Genomic DNA, 17,625 nt, shown 5'->3' with positions numbered 1-17,625 from the left:
CGTGAGGAACCGCGCTTTTATGGAACCCGTTTGTCGATGAGCGACTGCGCATTGCGCGCTTCGCGTCGCAGCCAGCGCCGGTTGGCGACCTCGGGCAGATCGTGCGCTTTGGGAATGCGCTTGGTCTTCCAGCGGCGCAGGATTAAAAATCCGAGCGTGCCAATACCGGCAAGCAAGACAACGGCCAGCAGGATCATCGGGGTCTGGTCGACCATGGCGGGGTTCTCCGTAGCAAGGGTTTCATCTTTCTGACCGAACCAACTCGACGCCGGCTCGAGAGTTCCCTTGCTTGGTTGCAACTACAACCAGCCGGACTTCCGGAACCGGTAGAAAAGGATGCTGCAGAGAAGGACGATCGCAACCAGCACGGCGGGATAGCCGTATTCGGTCTTCAATTCCGGCATGTTCTCGAAATTCATGCCGTAGATGCCGGCGATGGCCGTCGGCACCGCAAGAATGGCGGCCCAGGCAGCCAGCTGCCTGGTGATGACGCCCTGGCGCTGCTGTTCCAGAAGGTTCGAGGCTTCAAAGACCGAGGTGATGACTTCGCGAAGTCCGCCCACCATGCCTTCGACCCTTCGGATATGATCGAGCACGTCACGGAAGAACGGCTTGGCGTCCCGGTCGAGGCAGGGAAGGTCGAGATTGACTAGCTTGCCCGCCACTTCCGACATCGGGCCCAGGATACGCCCGAACAGGATCAGCTGACGGCGCAGGCGGAAGAGACGGCGGATCTGCTCGCGTTCGAGAAAGTTCGCGAGCATCTTCTGCTCCATTTCCAGCACCTTGTCCTCGATCGTTTGCACCAGCGGCAGATAGCCGTCGGCGATGAAATCGATGATCCCGTGCAGGACGTAGTCAGGCCCCTTGGAGAGAAGCTGCGGCGAGGCTTCGAGCTGTGCCCGGATGGCGGCATGGTTGCGGGCCGAGCCGTGCCGGACGGTGATGATGTGGCGCCTTCCGACGAAGATCGCCGTCTCGCCATACTTGAATTTCTCGCCTTCCAGATGGGCGGTCTTTGCCACCACGAACAGCTGTTCGCCATAGGCTTCCACCTTGGGCACCTGATGGGCGTTGATGGCGTCTTCGACCGCGAGAGGGTGCAGCTCATAGGTTTCGGCCAGCGCATGCAGCTCGTCCGGTGACGGCTCGTGCAGGCCGATCCAGACGAAATCCTGACCGGACAGTCTCGGCGCCGGCCCATCGACAGGCACCGCCTCGGCACGTTTTCCGTTGCGGTACACATAGGAAGCGACAACTGTCATGGTATGCTCTGCGATGGAGTATGGTCTGCGACGCCGATAACGTACTAGGCCTTGGCCCGTTCCGGCGAATAACCCGCGTCACGGATCGCTTGCGCGGCCTTTGCCTCGTCGCCACCCACCATCACCGTATGCGTGACAAGATCAATCGACACGGGTGCATCCGGCAGCGCTTCGGCGAGAGCGTTTCGCAGGGTCTTTTCGCAGTGGCCGCAGGTCATGTCCGGCACGGTGAAGATCACGGTCATCTCAGGTCTCCTTCTTCAATCTGTATGCGCCGGTGACGCGGAACCGGCAAGGTCGTCGAGGATCGGGCAGTCGGGACGGTCGTTTCCGCCGCAGCAATGAGCAAGGTGCTTCAACGTCTTGACCATGCCCTGCATCTCCGCGATGCGCCGCTCAAGATCGTCGATATGGGTGGTGGCGATGTCCTTGACGGCGGCGCTCTCGCGGCTGCGGTCCTGCCACAGTTTGAGTAGCGCCTGCGTTTCCTCCAGCGAAAAACCTAGCGAGCGGGCGCGCTTGATGAAGCGCAGCACATGCACCTGATCGCCGCCATAGGTCCGGTAATTGTTGCCGGTGCGGGCGGCCGGCGTAATCAGGCCGATCTCCTCGTAATAGCGGATCATCTTGGCCGAAACGCCGGATGCCTGTGCGGCCTCGCCGATATTCACGCTTTCTCTCCCAGTGCGACGGTTTTCAATCGCAGCGCATTGCCAAGCACGAACGTGCTCGACAGCGCCATGGCGGCAGCGCCCAGCATCGGCGAAAGCGTCAATCCGAGCAAGGGATAGAACACACCGGCGGCGAGCGGGATCAGCGCCACGTTATAGCCGAACGCCCAGAACAGGTTCTGCCTGATATTGCGCATCGTTTCCCGGCTGATGGCAATCGCCGACACCACGCCGGTCAGATCGCCGCCGACCAGCACCACATCGGCGCTCTCGATCGCCACATCCGTACCGGTGCCGATGGCAATGCCGACATCCGCATGCGCCAGCGCCGGCGCATCGTTGATACCGTCGCCGACAAAGGCGATCCGGCGCGGCCGAGGCGAAGTCGCCTGTGGCGAGGACACGGCGGCGGAACCGCTCCCCTTCCGCAGGTCATCCAGCGCCTTCACCTTGCCCTCGGGCAGAACTTCGGCAACGACCGTATCGATCCCCACCTGGGCTGCAATCGCTTGTGCGGTGCGACGGTTGTCGCCGGTCACCATGGCAACCTCGATGCCCATCGCCCGCAGCGCCTTGATGGCCTGAACGCTCGATGGCTTCAGCGGATCGGCAACGGCAATCACCGCCGCCAGACGACCGTCTATCGCGGTATAGAGCGGCGACTTGCCCTCGCCGGCCAACCGGGCGGCCGTCTGTTCCAGTGGTGCGACCGAAATGGCGAGCTTGTCCATGAACCTGTCGGCGCCGACCGAAATGTCCCGGCCATCGACGCGGGCACTGATGCCGTAGCCGGTGACGGAGCGGAAATCCTCGGTCTCGGCCAAGACCAGACCCTTCGCCTCCGCCGCCTTGACGATCGCATCCGCAATCGGGTGTTCGGAGCGACGCTCGACGGCGACGGTGAGGCGCAGAACCTCGTCTTCCGAAAACCCGTCCACGACATCCAGATCCGTCAGCTGCGGCCGTCCCATCGTGACCGTGCCGGTCTTGTCGAACACGACGAGATCCACATCCGACAGCGCCTGCAGCGCATCGCCCTTGCGGAAGAGCACGCCGATGCCCGCCGCCCTGCCCGCCCCGACGACGATCGAGACCGGGACGGCGAGACCCATGGCGCAGGGGCAGGCAATGATCAGCACCGCCACCGCCGCCACCAGCGCATGCGACAGCCGCGGCTCCGGTCCCACCAGGAACCAGACGACGAATGTAACGACCGCCAGAAGCATCACGGCCGGCACGAACCACGCAGTCACCTTGTCCACCAACGTCTGGATCGGCAGTTTGGCGCCCTGCGCCTGTTCCACCAGCCGGATGATGCCGGCAAGCGCCGTATCGCGGCCGACCTTTTCGGCGCGGAAACGGAAGGAGCCGGTGCGGTTGACCGTTCCGGCGGTGACGGACGCGCCCGCCATCTTCTCGACCGGCAGCGGCTCACCTGTGATCATCGATTCATCAACATTCGATTGCCCGTCGATCACGGTGCCATCGACCGGCAGACGTTCGCCGGGACGGATCCCGACGATATCGCCGACCACGACCTCGGACGAGGGAATATCGACGACCGCCCCGCTCCGTTCGACCCGCGCGGTTTTCGCCTGCAGACCGGCCAGTTTCTCGATTGCCTCGCCGGTGCGGCCTGTGGCACGCGCCTCCAGCAGGCGGCCGAACAGGATCAGCGTCACGATGACGGCGGCGGCTTCATAATAGACAAAGCGCGCGCTTTCCGGCAGCAGGCCGGGCGCGAAGGTCGCAAACACCGAATAACCGTAGGCGGCAAGAACGCCCACCGCGACCAGCGAATTCATCTCCGGATGGCCCCGCAACAGGGCCGGCAGACCAAGCTTCAGGAACCGAAGACCCGGTCCGAAAATCACCACCGTTGCCAGCACGAAGTAGAGGTAGTGGAGGTTCTGCGTGTCGATGACTTCCATCAGCCAGTGATGGAACGGCGCGTAGACGTGACCCGTCATCTCCAGCACGAACAGCGGCAATGTCAGCACCGCCGCAATGGCGAGATCACGCTTCAGGACACCCGCTTCTCCGCGATGCATGTGGGCATGGTCGTGAGCGGCGTTTTCATGCGTCGGATGCGGATCCTCGGCTTGAGAATGGGCGGCCCCGGTATGATCAGCATGGGTATGATCAGCCTGCGCGCTCGTCTCCGCATGCTTCAACGCCGGGTGACGATCAGAGCCCGCGTCAAAACCCGCTTCCCGCAGCGCAAGAGCCATCGCGCCGTCGGGGATCTCGTAGCCCATCTTGCGGACAGCCGCCTCCAGCGTCTCCGGATCAAACCCCACACCCGTCTCGACCGTGAGCTTCTTCGTTGCAAAGTTGACAGCGCTTTTCTCGACGCCCGCCACTTTGGCCGCCGCGGTTTCCACCCGGCGCACGCAGGAGGCACAGGTCATGCCCTCGACGGGCACGGTGATCGGTTCGGGGCGATGGATGGGGCGAATAATCTGGTTCATGGGTCGCTATCCTCTTCGCAACCACATGTAGGGCTTCCCATCATGGGAAGGTCAAGGGCCAGCCGGGTATTTAGCTCTGGCGGATGCTTGTACCGTATCCGGGATACGCTTATTCTACGATGAAGGGAGTTCGCTATGCCGGTGCGCGACAGAATTAAGCGATATCGCGAAAGCGGAGGTGCAGCGCATCTTGTCCGGGTCGAAGTGCTGGTCCCAGCGTCGCAACGGCAGGATATACTCGCAAGCGCTGCAGCGATGCGTGATGCGCACCGAGATAAAAGAGGCAGGATACAGGCGCTCTGCGATCAGGCCGTCACGCTTTACCGGTTGCGCATCCTCGACAACATCGACCTCGACCGGTTGCACACCCTCACGGACCGAGCCCGTGTCATTGCCAACGCCTTGATGGAACGCGGCGACGCCCGCGCCTTTGCCCTCGGGCGAAAGCTAATTGCTGAACTGGACGAGTGACGTGGCTCCCACCGACCTGCAGAAAGCCATCCTCGCCGTCATTGCCGGCAATCGATCCGAAACCAGCTATCTGGCCGGTGGCCTGCTGCTTAACCGCGACTGGCCGCGTCAGTCGGACGACATCGACATCTTCCACGATACGGACGAGGAAATCGGCGAAATCGCCACGCGCGACATCGAGGCGCTGCGGTGCCATGGCTTCCATGTGGCAATCGACGTGTTCATCTATGGCTGCGTCGAGGCAACCGTCAGCTGTGCCGGCGAGGCAACCCTGATCCAGTGGATGAGCGAGACGCGACAGCGCTTTTTCCCCCTTGTGGACGACCCCGAATGGGGGATGCGACTGCATCAGGCCGATCTTGCCGTTAACAAGGTTCTAGCGGCCTCCACCCGACGCAAGGCCCGCGACTACGTGGATCTCATTCTGATCGCTGAACGCTTCTGCGCGCTCGGTCCGCTCGTCATGGCAGCAGCGGGAAAACCGCCACACTATTCGCCGGTTCGCATCACGGACGAGATCCGCCACAAGGGATTGTCGGTTGCTTCGACCGACTACCAGTCCGTCAAGGGAATCTCCGACGCTCTTGGCGCTGACGTTATCCGCGAACTCCTGCAACAGGCCATTGATAGAGCCGAGATCTATGTCCGCAGCGCACCGGCCGATCTCGTCGGGCTGCTGGCGGTCGATGCGGCCGGGACTCCGGTGGAAGTGGGTGGGGATCGCCCCTACACGATCCGAAAGGCAACGACGGAACCCGAAATTCCGCCAGGTTTTCCGGGCGAGGACTTTCCCTGGCGAAAGACCTGATCAACGCATCTGCCGCCCGGTGCATTCTGTCCCGACCACAAAAGAACCAGTTGCGCTTGGGGAGATCCCGAGGCTCTCCTCCCTAGCCCCGCCGTGCGTCGCCGACATGCAGTGGCCAGTCGATCAGATAGTCCTCGAAATCCTCGACATCGACCTCTTCTTCGCTGATCGTGCGGCCGCGGGCCGAGATGCCGGCCTGGTGAACCGTTTCCGGATCGCCTGAGATCAGCGGGTGCCACCAGTAAAGATCATGGCCGTCGCGCACCAGCCGGTAGCCGCAGGTCGGCGGCAGCCAGGGGATTTCGTCCACCTGGGCCGGCGTCAGCTGGATGCATTCCGGAACGGTCGCCTGGCGGTTGGGATAGTCCTTGCACTGGCAGCTCGTGCCGTCGAGAAGCCGGCAGGCAACCGAGGTGAAAGCCACCTCGCCCGTGTCGTAATCCTCGAGCTTGTTGAGACAGCAGAGCCCGCAGCCATCGCACAGGCTTTCCCACTCCTGCTGGGACAGATCCTCAAGCGTCTTGGTTTTCCAGAATGCGTCTTCCATCATCATATCTGTCGCGGATGGGGACCAATTTTCCCCTGCCGCCTTTACCCTGTTGCGGATTCTCTATCGCGCATAAACCTTTTGTCAGCTAATGCTGAATAACGGTGAGACGCTCATGCCTTTGATCCCTCCGGGGGGTCGGCGTCAAGCGTTTCTCATCGGGCGATGGGGGAAATGGGGCAGGAACTTCCAGTGCAGGACCATCCGAAATCACCGGTTAAGCAAGAGCGCTCCGGCTCCTCGCGCAAGAAGCGCCACATCCTCCTGCGGATCGACAGCTGGATCGATTCCACTGTCTGGAACCTCGGTTTCCGGGCCGGCGAAGTCTGGGAAGAGATCACCATCTTCTTCCGGCGGTTCCGCGTTACAGGCTTGAAAAAGCTTGGTTTCGAGCTTGCCGGCGAGGCTATGACGCTCGGCACGGTCGGTTGCGTTGCGCTTCTGGCGCTTGCCCAGCCAGCCTTTGAAGAAACCAAGGAAGACTGGCGCAACCGGGGCGATTTCGCCGTCACCTTTCTCGACCGCTACGGCAACGTCATCGGCCATCGCGGCATCATCCATGAAGGCTCGGTTCCGATCGAGCAACTGCCCGACCACCTGATCAAGGCGGTGCTGGCGACCGAGGACCGCCGCTTCTTCGATCACTACGGGATCGACTTCATCGGCCTCGGCCGCGCGCTTTCCGAAAACGCCAAGGCCGGCGGCGTCGTCCAGGGCGGATCGACTCTCACCCAGCAGCTGGCGAAGAACCTGTTCCTCACCAACGAACGGTCGATCGAGCGCAAGATCAAGGAAGCGTTTCTGGCCATGTGGCTGGAGGCGAACCTTTCGAAGAAAGAGATCCTGTCGCTCTATCTCGACCGCGCCTATATGGGCGGCGGCACGTTCGGGGCAGCCGCGGCAAGCCAATTCTATTTTGGCAAGAACATTACCGAAGTCAGCCTTGCGGAAAGCGCGATGCTGGCCGGCCTGTTCAAGGCACCGGCGAAATATGCGCCGCATGTGAACCTGCCCGCCGCGCGTGCCCGCGCCAACGACGTTCTGTCCAACCTTGTACAGTCAGGCCTGATGTCGGAGGGCCAGGTGATCGCAGCACGCCGCACGCCGGCAACCGCGATCGACCGCGCCGAGGTCAAGTCGCCAGACTATTTCCTCGACTGGGCCTTCGACGAGGTGCAGCGGCTGGCCAAGGCCGGCAAGATCCGCGAGCATTCGATGGTGGTCAGGACCACGATCGACATGGGCCTGCAGCAGGCAGCCGATGCCGCGATGGAAACCAGCCTTCGCGAATACGGCGACAGCTTCAAGGTGAAGCAGGGCGCCATGGTGATGATCGAAAACGGCGGCGGCGTGCGCGCCATGGTCGGCGGCCGCGACTATGGCGAGAGCCAGTTCAACCGTGCCACCAAGGCGCTGAGACAACCGGGCTCGTCGTTCAAGCTTTATACCTACTCCGCCGCGATGGAGCACGGATACAAGCCGGAGTCGGTGATCTCCGACGCTCCGATCACCTGGCGGGGCTGGTCGCCGCAGAATTACGGTCGCTCCTACAAGGGCAAGGTCACCCTGATGAGCGCCATGCAGCAATCGCTCAACACGGTGCCTGTCCGGCTTGCCAAGGATGTGCTCGGCACCGACGTCATCGTCAACACCGCAAAGGCTTTTGGTGTCGAGACGCCGCTCAGAAGCGACAAGACGATCCCGCTCGGCACGTCCGAGGTAACGGTACTCGACCAGGCCACCGCCTATGCGGTGATGCCGGCCGGCGGCGTGCAATCGCATCGCCACGGAATCGAGCAGGTTCTGGGCTACGGCGGCAACATTCTCTACGATTTCGGCCGCGACGAGGTGCCGGCGAAGCGGGTTCTGTCCGAACAGGCGACCTCATCGATGAACCGCATCCTGACGACGATCCCCTATCAGGGCACGGCGCGGCGCGCGGCACTCGATGGTGGCATCGTCACCGGCGGCAAGACCGGCACGTCGCAGAGCTATCGCGACGCCTGGTTTATCGGCTTTACCGGCAATTACACGACGGCGGTGTGGTTCGGGAACGACGACTTCACCTCGATGAACAACATGACCGGCGGCTCGCTTCCGGCGATGACCTTCAAGGTGCTGATGGACTACGCCCATCAGGGGATCGAGCTGAAACCCATTCCCGGCATCGAAAACCCACTGCCGAACGGCGACCACAAGAGCGACAAGAAGAGCCAGGAAATTGCGAAAGCGAAGGAAGGCGAGAATGCCCTGCCGCCGCTGCAGAGACCGCGCTCGCTTTCGGCCGAAGCCACCAGAACGCTCAAGCAGATCGGCAAGGCGCTGTCCGAGGCTCCACCGCTTACAGCGGGCGGCCCCAAGGTCGCCGATGCCGGCAAGCCAGCTGTCGACGGACAGGCAACCTCTGTTCAGGGTGACAAGGTCCAGGGCGCCGCTACCCAAAGCGACAAGGCGTCGGTGCCGGAAGCCGGTCCCGTGACGGGCTCGATATCGACCCGGCATCAGCCGAAACAGTCGACGGCAAAGGTGACGCCGATCAATCTGGAAGTGCGGCGCTAGGTAGGTTAGCCTCAGGCAGCGCGCGGGGTGATCCGCTCGAGCTCATCTCCGAGTTCGCGGCGGCGGCGAAGAAGCTCGTAATCAGCCTGCAGGCCGAGAAAGACGCCTTCCGACATGCCGAAATAGCGTGCCAGACGGAGATCCGTATCGGCTGTGATCGAGCGCTTGCCAAGCACGATCTCGTTGATGCGCCGGGGTGGAACACCGACGGCACGGGCAAGCCCGTTCTGGCTAAGCTGCATCGGCTTTAAGAAATCCTCCAGAAGAATCTCGCCGGGATGCGGGTTCGGCAGCCATTCAGCATCAGCTGTGGTAGTCGACGATTTCAACATGTTCGGGGCCTCCGTCAGTCCAAATGAAACATATGCGCCACTGATCGTTGATGCGTATCGAATGTTGCCCTGCTCGGTTCCCGCGCAGCGCCTCGAGACGATTTCCAGGCGGCACGTTCAGATCCAACAGCACACGCGCCTGATTGAGCAGACGCAGTTTCCGCAATGCGGGTGACTGAATATCTCCCGGTAGCCTGCGGCTTCGCAGGCCGTCCCAGATCCGTTCGGTCTCACGATCTGCAAAATCTTTGATCATGCGGAACCATAACGTATGCCGTCATAGCAATCAATATGCCACGCGAGGCCCTTCCCCCTTCCCGCCAAACAATGCTAACCCTTCGCGAACGCTCCAAAAAGACACAAAGCCAATCCCGTGTTCCGTATTCCCTTCCTCATCGCCGTTGCACTTGCCATCGCATTCGGCGGCGGGATCTGGTCGACCCGGCTGGCGCTTGATGCGACGACCGGGTTCGGGGTGCTCCGGATCGGGCCTTGGGAGGCGTTTCCGCAGGCGCAGACGGCCGATGCAGACCCTTATGCCAAATCGCACCGGGCCAATGCCGGCAAGCTTCTCTACGCCAGTGCCGAAGGCCTGACCTTTACCGCGACGACCGACATGACAGGCGAGCGGCTTGTGGCAAGCTGCTCCTACAGGATCCGGGGTCACACGCCGCAGGCACGGTTCTGGACGCTGTTTGCGCAGGCGCCCGGGGCTGCTGCACCCTCGCTGTCGTCGGATTTGCCGCAGGCGCTCAATTCGCGCATCACGCTGCGCCAGCCGAATGGCGAGTTCGAAATCACCGCATCGCCGACGGCCAAGTCCGGCAACTGGCTGGCTCTCACACAAAGCGGGGACTTCAGGCTCGTCCTCACCCTGTTCGACACGCCGACCGCGGGCAGTTCCGGACTGATCGACCTTGCCATGCCGCTCATTGAAAAGATCGGATGCGGCCCATGATCCGGCGGTTTTTCACAGGTCTGGCATTTGCTGTCGCGGCGGGACTGGTCGGGGCAGCACTGCTGCATTTGATCATCGTGCTCGCACTGCCGCATTTTTCGGAAAACGATGCCTATACGCGGGTGCTGAAGGAAGGCGAAACGCAACGGTTCTACCGACTGACCGAAACGGCGGACCGGGCCGGTCTTTCCAAGGACGATCCCTTCGTGGAGACCGCTGTCTGCGGTTTTGACGTATCGGAAGGCCCGGTCAGGCTGACGGCTGAAAATACCGGCCTGCCGTTCTGGTCGCTCGGGATCTATGACGGGGCGTCCAACGAGGTGTTCAGCATCAACGACCGAACGTCGCCGGGCGGCATGCTGGATGTAGTGATCGCGACGCCGACGCAGATGACGATGCTGCGCAAAAGCCTGCCCACCGGAATCAGCCAGTCGATCCTTGTTGAAAGCCAGTCGGGCGAAGGCTATGCAGTGCTGCGGGCGCTGACGCCGCAGGCGAGTTTTTCTGAGGCAGCCACACAGTTTCTGAAGGACGCGGATTGTGGCGCGTTCCAGTGGCGCGGCAGAAGCCGCTTCTAGGTCCGTTTCGTACCGGCCTACTCGGCGCGGACGGCGTGGTTTTCGGCCTTGCGGTCCATCCGGTCGTCGAAACGCTCGTAGCGCACGCCGCTAAACAGCACCACTTCGCCGGGATCGGCTTCGCCGATGCGGATCTGCGGCTTGCGGCCATGCTGGTCACGCCATTTGTTCAGTATCACGATCTCTGCCATGCTCGTCTCCGTGACTTTACGAATTCGAGACGGATGAAGACGAAGATATCTCACCCTGCCCTTTCGGGGCTGACGCGACCTGCCTGATACGGCAGGAACATCCGCGTCCTTCTCGTCAGAGCGCCCAATCGCGGCGCAGCGACATTACCTTAGAAAAGCGACCTCACGGTCGTTATGCGAGCCTTCGGGCCATCTACCCAGTCTTACGGGCTTTCAGGGTGCCCCGACGCTTATAAAACCGGATGCTACGGCCCGGTTACAGACCAATACAGCCAGACGTGGATTAACAGTGAGTTAATTCTAATATGGCAGTTGATATCGACGTATGCTGGTATCAGGCTGATGAACGCCAAAACGGCATCTTTGTTCACCGCGTCATTCAAACTTCACAGTCTTCGAACGGCACGATTTTGTCGTTTTCGAGCGGTCATCGGTGCGCCAAAACGAGCCGCTTTCACTGACCGTTAACCCTCAAAGCGTTAGCATCTGGTAAACCAAGGCGAAACCGACAGGCGCGGCGCGAGAGACAGCTGCATCCGGCGGAATATGCTCCGGGGAGTTCCCCAGGCACAGGTAGATGAGATGCACCGGGGCGCGTGTTTACCCCGGCGGCATCACGCGTTTCGGACATGTATTGCGTAGATGAGAGTTGCCCGTGACCAACGAGTTTCGAGACCTTGAGAGGCCACAAGCCATGCGAAAAAAGGATGTGGTGTTGATGGCCACCGTCACGAGCTTCGAAAGCCTGTCGCGTCCTTCCCGCTCCGAACTGAGACAGTTCGCCGAGCTGTTCGCACCGCTGTTTGCCGCCTCTTCGGAAGAAGCCCGCCGCGATGCGGTGGCAGCCCTTTCGCAATCACCCGCCATTCCGCCGGCCGTCGCCTTTTTTATCGGAAGCCAGCCGATCGCGGTCGCCGCACCCTTCCTGATTGCCTCGCCCTGCCTTTCCAACGATGCGCTGATCACCATCGCCCGCAGCCAGGGCGTCAACCACGCCCGCGCGATCGCCAAGCGCGAAAGCCTGTCGCCGATCGTCATCGATGCGCTGGTCGGCATGCGCTATGATACGATCGCAAGGCCGATCACCGAACGGCGCGAGCTTCCCGCTGCCGCGATCGAGGCCATGTCGACCGTGGTCGAACCCCCGGCAGACACGCCGGTCGAAACCCCAAAGGCCGAAGACGACTTTCTGCTGCCCGAGGAAGCCCGGGCTGCGCGCGAAGAGGAGCTGCGCCGCCGCATCAAGCTTCTGGCCGGCCATATGGAACGCCAGAGCGACGACCGGCAGGGTCTGCGGCAGCTCAGCGAAACGCATGCCGCCCTTCTGGTCCGATTTGCCCGTGCCCGCGAGGCGACGCTGTTTGCCGGCGTTCTGGCAGACGCGCTGTCGGCCAGCCGCTGGCTCGCACAACGGATCATGCTCGATATCTCCGGCCAGCAGCTGGCGACGACGCTCAAGGGTCTGTTCATGGACGAAGCGGAAGCCGTCTTCGTGCTGGAAAGGTTCTACGGTCACCTCGCACACGAACAGCTTGACGGTGCAAGCCGGGCGACGGCCATGTGGCTGGTTCTCGATATCGACGAATGCGGACGAAGGCTCGAAGCCTGGCGCCGGGCCGACGGCTATACCTATGCGGAGCGACCGGTTGCGCAACCCGTCGAGGCCCCTGCCCCCCACGCGACCGAAGAGGCCGAGCGGCCATTCCGTACATCGGCCAGCATGAGACGCGCCGGCCGCGGCCGGTAAGGCCTATCGAGCATCGGCGCTGACGACCTCGATCAGGTCGCCGATCTCGTCCACCTCGATCTCGACCACCCAGAGATCCGGGTCGAAGCGCTTTTCGCGATCGATCGTCTCGCGCACCGTATCGGGCTCTGCCCGCACCAGACGCCGTTCGAACTTGCGCCCGCCATCGTCCTCGTCGTCAAAGAAGTTTTGCGGTGCCGGCGCATAAAGCGTTTCGGTGCCATCGCGAAAGCGTTGGCGGATGAAGATGGCACCAGCCTCCTCGGCACCCTTTTTCTCAACCGCTGCGTAGTCGCCCATGGCAAAGACGCGGCGGGTCAGGGCGGAGACAAATATGTGGGTTTTAAGGCGCATTACAGCGTCATAGCGGCTGCGGACGGCATCGTTAAGCGAAAATAATCAAAAGAAAGTGAGGGTAAAGGCTTGGCAACCCTTTCCTTTTGGCACCGCTGTCATATTTCCCACCCCACTACCGCATTTTTGCCAAAAAGGAGTGGGCCTTGAGCGTTCTTATCAGCATTCTGATCACCTTCCTCGTGATCGTCCTCGTACTTTATCTTGTCGCGCGCCTGCCGCTCGAAGCACGGATCAAGCAGATCATCCAGGTTATCGTTCTGATCATCGGCATCATCGCGCTGCTGAAGTATCTGGCCGTATTCTAACAACCGACCCGGCGCGCTTGCGGCTTCAGGCTTAGAGCGCGCCGATCGCCTTCAGTTTCTTCAAAACCGCTTCGCTTGGTTCACCGGTCTCCGGCAAGCGGTAATGCTTTTCGAAACGGCGTATCGCCGCCTTCGTCTGTGCACCGGCAACCCCATCCACTTCGACATCCGAATAGGCAATGTTCTGCAGCCCACGCTGGATCTGCAGCACGAGCTTCGGCGCCGGGATATCCGCCGTCATGACGGCGTTCGACTTCGCGACCGCAGGCGACGGACGCAATCCGCCAGTCGGAATATCCGCGGGCGGGATGCGGATCTGGCCCGACCGCGAACCTCCGGTTTCGGACGAGCGGATCGCCGCCGCCACCGGGTCTTCACTCTTCAGACTGATATTTTCGGCCGGCCGGTTCGCAGGCACCGTCTTCGGCTGCGCCATCGGCTTTGGCTGCACGCGGGCCGTCTCGTCAGCCGCGGGTTTTGCAACGACTGATGGCTGGGGTACGGGGACATGCACGGCAGCGCTCGAGGGCGAGCCGGTCGAGGGCTTGCGTTCCGCCTTCAGCGCCGCCAGCAGATCGCTGCCGGCCTCTCCGGATTGCGCCAGCCCCATGCGCTGCTGATACTGCACTATGGCGGACTGGGTGCGCGGACCGGTAACGCCGTCATCGGACCCGTCATAGAGACCGCGCTTCGTCAGCTCACGCTGGATTTCGGCAACCAGCTCACGATCCTCGTCGGAACCGGGGACCGGCGGTGCTGCGGTGATGAGCGTCGTGATCGGATCGACAGCGGGAGCCTGCATGGGTGCCGGCATTGGAGCCGGCATTGGAGCCGGTTGGACAGCGGTCTGCTCGGCAGGCTGTTCGACCGGTTCGATGACGGGCTTGGCATCGCCGGACCGTTCGATGCGGAACGTGGTGACGTCTTCTGCCGGCATGCGCTTGTAAGGCCGGTAGCCGGCGATGGCGTTCGGGTCTTTCGGATCGCGTGTGGCAAGGAAGGGCGACGGATGTCCGCCCGGCTGATACCAGAGCGCATTGGCGGCGACGAAACTGAACAGAACGACAAAGCCTGCCGCGCCCAACACAGGACGCGGATGGCGTGTCAGGACGCCGCCCACCACGCCACCAACAAGCCCCCCCGTCGCGGTCACCGCGCGAAGGGCAAGCGCCGGCCGTTTTGCCGGTTTGCGCCTCTCAGGCGATTTTCGCTTTCGCGGGGCCATCGGTAAAATCCTCTTCGTCCATCATGGTCGTAAGTATTTCGGGGGCGATGTGGGCTTGCTGCTTATTCGTGCCTGGCTTGTTGGATATCATGAGGCGCGGCGGAAATTCCACCCTCTCCTCACCGTCATCCACGGCTGCGCCTTCGATGCCGGACCCATCGGCTGGCAGGGCGATCGTGACGACGGTCCCCTCGCCGAGACGGCTTTCGATCGTGAAGCGGCCGCCGTGCAGGGCGATCAGGCCCTTGACCAGCGACAGGCCGAGACCCGTGCCTTCATACTGGCGGCTCAAATCGTTTTCGATCTGCGTAAACGGCTGGCCAATCGTCGCAAGCTTGTCTGCGGCGATGCCGATACCGGTATCGCTGACCGTGATCACAAGCTTGCCGGCCACAACGGTGGCATCGATCGAGACGACGCCGCCAGCCGGCGTGAACTTGATGGCGTTGCCGGCAAGGTTGATCAGAACCTGCTGGAGAGCGCGACGATCGGCCACCACTTCGGCAAGGTTGCGGTTGGTGCGCGCCGTCAGCGTGACGCCCTTTTCGCGAGCCGAGTGATCGAGCATCGCACGGCAGGCTTCGACCGCTTCGCTGATATGGAAGGGTTCGGCGAGCAGCTCGTAACGGCCGGCCTCGATCTTCGACATGTCGAGCATGGTGGTGACGACCGACAGGAGGTGGCCGCCCGACTGGCGGATGAGGCCGACATATTCACGCTGGCGGTCATTGGCGAGCTTGCCGAAATATTCGCCGGCCAGAACATCGGAAAAGCCGAGGATGGCATTGAGCGGGGTGCGCAGCTCGTGGCTGACGGCGGCGAGGAAGCGCGACTTCGCCTCATGGGCCGACTGCGCCTCGATCGTGCGATTTTCGGCTTCGACCCGCAGGCGCTCTTCGGCACTGCGATCGAGCGCCTGGACGAAGATCTGGATAAGTTCGCCTTCGCCGTCGCGGATGGCCGACATGTCGAACGACATATGCAGGAACTGCCGGCCGCCGACGGCGCTGAAGGGACGTTCGACACGGATGTCGACGATTGCGTTGCGGCCACCCTGGCGCAGCGTATCGACGGCCTGAAGAAGCGCCAGACGATCGGACACATGGACGATTTCGGCCAGCATTTCGCCAAGGCCGGCTTTCAGCTTGTCCGGAAACGCGGCGTGGTCGCGACCGCCAAGCTTGACCACCCGTCCCTGCGGATCGACGATGAGGGCGAGACCGGGGCAGGCATGAAAGGCGATATCATCGACGGCTGGCGCGTTGGCGACCGGCCGGGCGACGTTGCGGGGCCATGCAAAGGCAAGCGCTGCGAGAATCAGGAAGAGCGCCGAAACGACGGTTGCGCCAAGCGGCAGAGCCAGTGCCGGCTTCATAAAGACGGAGAGAAGAGCCGGCACGGCAACGAAGGCGACGCCACCGCAAAAGGCAAGCCGGCGCAGCGACGCGACGGCCGCGGCAGAGACGGTTTCGCCCTCGCCGATGCGTCGCAGCCAACGGGATGCAGCCCCGTCAACCAGCAGAACCGCCCTCTCGGCAATGTCACTCAATACGCGCACGCAAAACCTACTCAGTCTCATATTCGAGGCTTCACAATAGGGCTCGTGCGCTTAAGGAAACTATAAAGACAGGCTTCCGCAGCCCCGTCCAGGGCCCCGTTTTCCGGCTTTGGCACACATCCACGGCTTGTTTTCTGATTGTGGTTAACAGGGCGTAAGCGTCGGAATTGGTTTGATTTTTCCTGATACATTAACCATTGGGGCAGATCGGCGGACCGACAACCCTTGGCGCGTGGGCGGGCCGCCCCATTTATGCTTAATCCGGTTTGTTAAAATTGTCCGGAAGCATCCGTCCACCCCGCCGCCCGAGCAAGGAAAGGTCGCATTTTAATCGAATTTGCCGAAAACCCGAGCGAACCCGTCAAAGCGATGTTCGCTCCCCGCGGCTAGATTGACGCCAAGACCGGAACAGGCAAGCCAGACGACTGGAGCTTAGCCGGCACGCCCGAAAACGGGCAAAACAGGTGGACCAAGACGATGTGGTTTCTGATCAAGGGAAGTGTGTTCTTCGCAGCCGTGCTCGTGGTGCTGTCCTATTTCGGCGCCGAACCGGCCTCCGATGACGCCAACATTTCGCCGCTCCAGGTGGCCGACGCGGTGTCCGCCGCAAGCGGCGCCTATCAGTATATCAGTGCGATCTGCAGCGAACGTCCCGAAGTCTGCGAAAAGGGCGCCGACACCCTCGCCGTACTTGGTGTCCGCGCCAAGGAAGGTGCCCGCGTCGCCTACGAGCTTCTCGACAAGCAGTTCGGCGATGGCCAGCCGAAGCTTGCCATGAAGGCCGACCCAGAAGCCACCCCGATGCCATCAGGTTCGCTTTCCGACATCAGCATCGAGACCCCCCGCGGCGAGCAGGTTGCGACCGGCACGATCCCCCGCAACATTCCGGTGCCGCTCAAGCGCCCGACGCTCTGACCGCTTCTCCAACGAATTTCAAAGCTTGCACCGGGTCTCGTGCCACGGTTCCCGGTGCCGGACTGCCTTAACTCTCATCAGCATGTTGCTGACGCCGTGAGGACCAACATCCTCACGGCGATTTTTTTGCTTTAATCGAGGCTGTGACCGCCTATATGAAGGCCAAACGGGACCGCACGCCATGGCCAGCATCGAACAGATCATCGACGATTTTGCCTATCTCGAAGAGTGGGAGGACCGCTATCGCTATGTGATCGAACTCGGCAAGGCCATGCCCGACCTTTCCGACGACAAGAAGACTGCGGAAAACAAGGTACAGGGCTGCGCCAGCCAGGTCTGGGTCGTCAGCCACGGCAGCGATGACAGCGCCGACCCCGTGATGACGTTCGAGGGCGACAGCGATGCGCATATCGTGCGCGGGCTCGTCGCAATCGTGCTGTCGGTCTATTCCGGCAAGCATGCGTCTGAAATCGCCTCCACGGATGCGATCGAGGTGTTCGACAAGATTGGCCTTGTGGAGCATCTTTCGGCACAGCGCGCGAATGGCCTGCGCTCGATGGTCAAGCGCATCCGTCAGGAAGCGGTGATCATGCAGGCCGCCTGATCAAGACACGGATTTCCGGTATTAACCCTGTCACACGATAGTAGTCCCGCTCACCCGGACGTG

Annotated in this window: 20 protein-coding genes and 1 pseudogene; 9 read left to right on the top strand and 12 right to left on the bottom strand. The window is 62.0% G+C overall.

The features are described 5' to 3' along the window. Window positions 1–17 precede the first annotated feature (17 nt). From ACQY1P_RS09860 to ACQY1P_RS09840, 5 genes are all read right to left on the bottom strand, one after another. Window positions 18–215, bottom strand: coding sequence for a hypothetical protein (locus ACQY1P_RS09860; RefSeq protein WP_062453469.1), 198 nt, complete (start codon window positions 213–215; stop codon window positions 18–20). Window positions 216–299: 84 nt separating this feature from the next. Then, on the bottom strand, window positions 300–1,265 hold the full coding sequence (locus tag ACQY1P_RS09855) for a magnesium and cobalt transport protein CorA (RefSeq protein WP_062453470.1): 966 nt from the start codon (window positions 1,263–1,265) through the stop codon (window positions 300–302). 44 nt (window positions 1,266–1,309) lie between these two features. Next, the gene (locus ACQY1P_RS09850; protein WP_062453471.1) at window positions 1,310–1,510 is read right to left on the bottom strand and encodes a heavy-metal-associated domain-containing protein; all 201 of its coding nucleotides are present in this window, start codon (window positions 1,508–1,510) and stop codon (window positions 1,310–1,312) included. 15 nt (window positions 1,511–1,525) lie between these two features. Next, window positions 1,526–1,936: a Cu(I)-responsive transcriptional regulator gene (gene cueR, locus ACQY1P_RS09845; protein WP_062453472.1), complete on the bottom strand. Its 411-nt coding sequence runs from the start codon at window positions 1,934–1,936 to the stop codon at window positions 1,526–1,528. Next, complete coding sequence (locus tag ACQY1P_RS09840) at window positions 1,933–4,407, bottom strand: heavy metal translocating P-type ATPase (protein ID WP_430256310.1); 2,475 nt, start codon at window positions 4,405–4,407, stop codon at window positions 1,933–1,935. The genes cueR and ACQY1P_RS09840 overlap by 4 nt, the downstream gene beginning before the upstream one ends. Window positions 4,408–4,542: 135 nt before the next feature. Between ACQY1P_RS09840 and ACQY1P_RS09835 the strand changes: the two genes are divergently transcribed. Then, window positions 4,543–4,878 (top strand): hypothetical protein, encoded by a 336-nt coding sequence (locus ACQY1P_RS09835; RefSeq protein ID WP_430256308.1) that lies wholly within the window; start codon window positions 4,543–4,545, stop codon window positions 4,876–4,878. A gap of 1 nt (window position 4,879) precedes the next feature. Continuing rightward, window positions 4,880–5,686 carry a hypothetical protein gene (locus ACQY1P_RS09830; protein ID WP_325261388.1) on the top strand — a complete coding sequence of 269 codons (807 nt, stop codon included), beginning with the start codon at window positions 4,880–4,882 and terminating at the stop codon, window positions 5,684–5,686. Window positions 5,687–5,768: 82 nt separating this feature from the next. Here the strand turns inward: ACQY1P_RS09830 and ACQY1P_RS09825 are convergent, their stop codons facing one another. Continuing rightward, window positions 5,769–6,236, bottom strand: coding sequence for a YcgN family cysteine cluster protein (locus tag ACQY1P_RS09825; RefSeq protein WP_325261390.1), 468 nt, complete (start codon window positions 6,234–6,236; stop codon window positions 5,769–5,771). 162 nt (window positions 6,237–6,398) lie between these two features. Between ACQY1P_RS09825 and ACQY1P_RS09820 the strand changes: the two are divergent. Beyond that, window positions 6,399–8,606, top strand: a pseudogene (locus tag ACQY1P_RS09820) (transglycosylase domain-containing protein); the annotation flags it as partial. A gap of 197 nt (window positions 8,607–8,803) precedes the next feature. Here the strand turns inward: ACQY1P_RS09820 and ACQY1P_RS09815 are convergent. Both ACQY1P_RS09815 and ACQY1P_RS09810 read right to left on the bottom strand, forming a co-directional pair. After that, window positions 8,804–9,124, bottom strand: a complete 321-nt coding sequence (locus tag ACQY1P_RS09815) for a HigA family addiction module antitoxin (RefSeq protein WP_184654777.1) — start codon at window positions 9,122–9,124, stop codon at window positions 8,804–8,806. After that, entirely contained in the window at window positions 9,096–9,380 is a 285-nt protein-coding gene (locus tag ACQY1P_RS09810) for a type II toxin-antitoxin system RelE/ParE family toxin (protein ID WP_113111216.1), read from the bottom strand. The genes ACQY1P_RS09815 and ACQY1P_RS09810 overlap by 29 nt, the downstream gene beginning before the upstream one ends. Window positions 9,381–9,497: 117 nt before the next feature. Here ACQY1P_RS09810 and ACQY1P_RS09805 point away from each other — a divergent pair, with 117 nt between their 5' ends. Both ACQY1P_RS09805 and ACQY1P_RS09800 read left to right on the top strand, forming a co-directional pair. After that, entirely contained in the window at window positions 9,498–10,082 is a 585-nt protein-coding gene (locus ACQY1P_RS09805; protein WP_325261395.1) for a DUF1214 domain-containing protein, read from the top strand. After that, window positions 10,079–10,660, top strand: coding sequence for a DUF1254 domain-containing protein (locus tag ACQY1P_RS09800; protein WP_092662465.1), 582 nt, complete (start codon window positions 10,079–10,081; stop codon window positions 10,658–10,660). Before ACQY1P_RS09805 ends, ACQY1P_RS09800 begins: the two co-directional genes overlap by 4 nt. 17 nt (window positions 10,661–10,677) lie before the next feature. On the opposite strand, the gene ACQY1P_RS09795 is transcribed toward ACQY1P_RS09800, so the two are convergent. Continuing rightward, window positions 10,678–10,851 (bottom strand): hypothetical protein, encoded by a 174-nt coding sequence (locus ACQY1P_RS09795; RefSeq protein WP_430256306.1) that lies wholly within the window; start codon window positions 10,849–10,851, stop codon window positions 10,678–10,680. Window positions 10,852–11,506: 655 nt separating this feature from the next. Between ACQY1P_RS09795 and ACQY1P_RS09790 the strand changes: the two genes are divergently transcribed. Next, the gene (locus ACQY1P_RS09790; RefSeq protein WP_200943537.1) at window positions 11,507–12,598 is read left to right on the top strand and encodes a DUF2336 domain-containing protein; all 1,092 of its coding nucleotides are present in this window, start codon (window positions 11,507–11,509) and stop codon (window positions 12,596–12,598) included. A gap of 3 nt (window positions 12,599–12,601) precedes the next feature. Here ACQY1P_RS09790 and ACQY1P_RS09785 read toward each other — a convergent pair whose 3' ends face one another. After that, window positions 12,602–12,952, bottom strand: coding sequence for a DUF1491 family protein (locus ACQY1P_RS09785; RefSeq protein WP_092661659.1), 351 nt, complete (start codon window positions 12,950–12,952; stop codon window positions 12,602–12,604). Window positions 12,953–13,098: 146 nt separating this feature from the next. Here ACQY1P_RS09785 and ACQY1P_RS09780 point away from each other — a divergent pair, with 146 nt between their 5' ends. Continuing rightward, on the top strand, window positions 13,099–13,260 hold the full coding sequence (locus ACQY1P_RS09780; RefSeq protein ID WP_092662461.1) for a Thivi_2564 family membrane protein: 162 nt from the start codon (window positions 13,099–13,101) through the stop codon (window positions 13,258–13,260). A 31-nt stretch (window positions 13,261–13,291) separates the two neighbouring features. Here ACQY1P_RS09780 and ACQY1P_RS09775 read toward each other — a convergent pair whose 3' ends face one another. Together ACQY1P_RS09775 and ACQY1P_RS09770 are read right to left on the bottom strand one after the other, a co-directional pair. Next, on the bottom strand, window positions 13,292–14,485 hold the full coding sequence (locus ACQY1P_RS09775) for a peptidoglycan-binding protein (RefSeq protein WP_430256304.1): 1,194 nt from the start codon (window positions 14,483–14,485) through the stop codon (window positions 13,292–13,294). Then, entirely contained in the window at window positions 14,457–16,064 is a 1,608-nt protein-coding gene (locus ACQY1P_RS09770) for a sensor histidine kinase (protein ID WP_430256302.1), read from the bottom strand. Before ACQY1P_RS09770 ends, ACQY1P_RS09775 begins: the two co-directional genes overlap by 29 nt. Before the next feature lie 456 nt (window positions 16,065–16,520). Here ACQY1P_RS09770 and ACQY1P_RS09765 point away from each other — a divergent pair, with 456 nt between their 5' ends. Further along, window positions 16,521–16,958, top strand: coding sequence for a DUF5330 domain-containing protein (locus ACQY1P_RS09765; RefSeq protein ID WP_325261409.1), 438 nt, complete (start codon window positions 16,521–16,523; stop codon window positions 16,956–16,958). A gap of 181 nt (window positions 16,959–17,139) precedes the next feature. Further along, window positions 17,140–17,562 (top strand): SufE family protein, encoded by a 423-nt coding sequence (locus tag ACQY1P_RS09760; RefSeq protein ID WP_062453480.1) that lies wholly within the window; start codon window positions 17,140–17,142, stop codon window positions 17,560–17,562. Window positions 17,563–17,625 lie beyond the last annotated feature (63 nt).

Source organism: Neorhizobium sp. DAR64872/K0K18 (assembly GCF_050500175.1).
Classification (GTDB): Bacteria; Pseudomonadota; Alphaproteobacteria; order Rhizobiales; family Rhizobiaceae; genus Neorhizobium; species Neorhizobium soli.
Note: the sequence above shows the minus strand (reverse complement) of the source record. Positions and strands in the feature narration are given on the sequence as shown.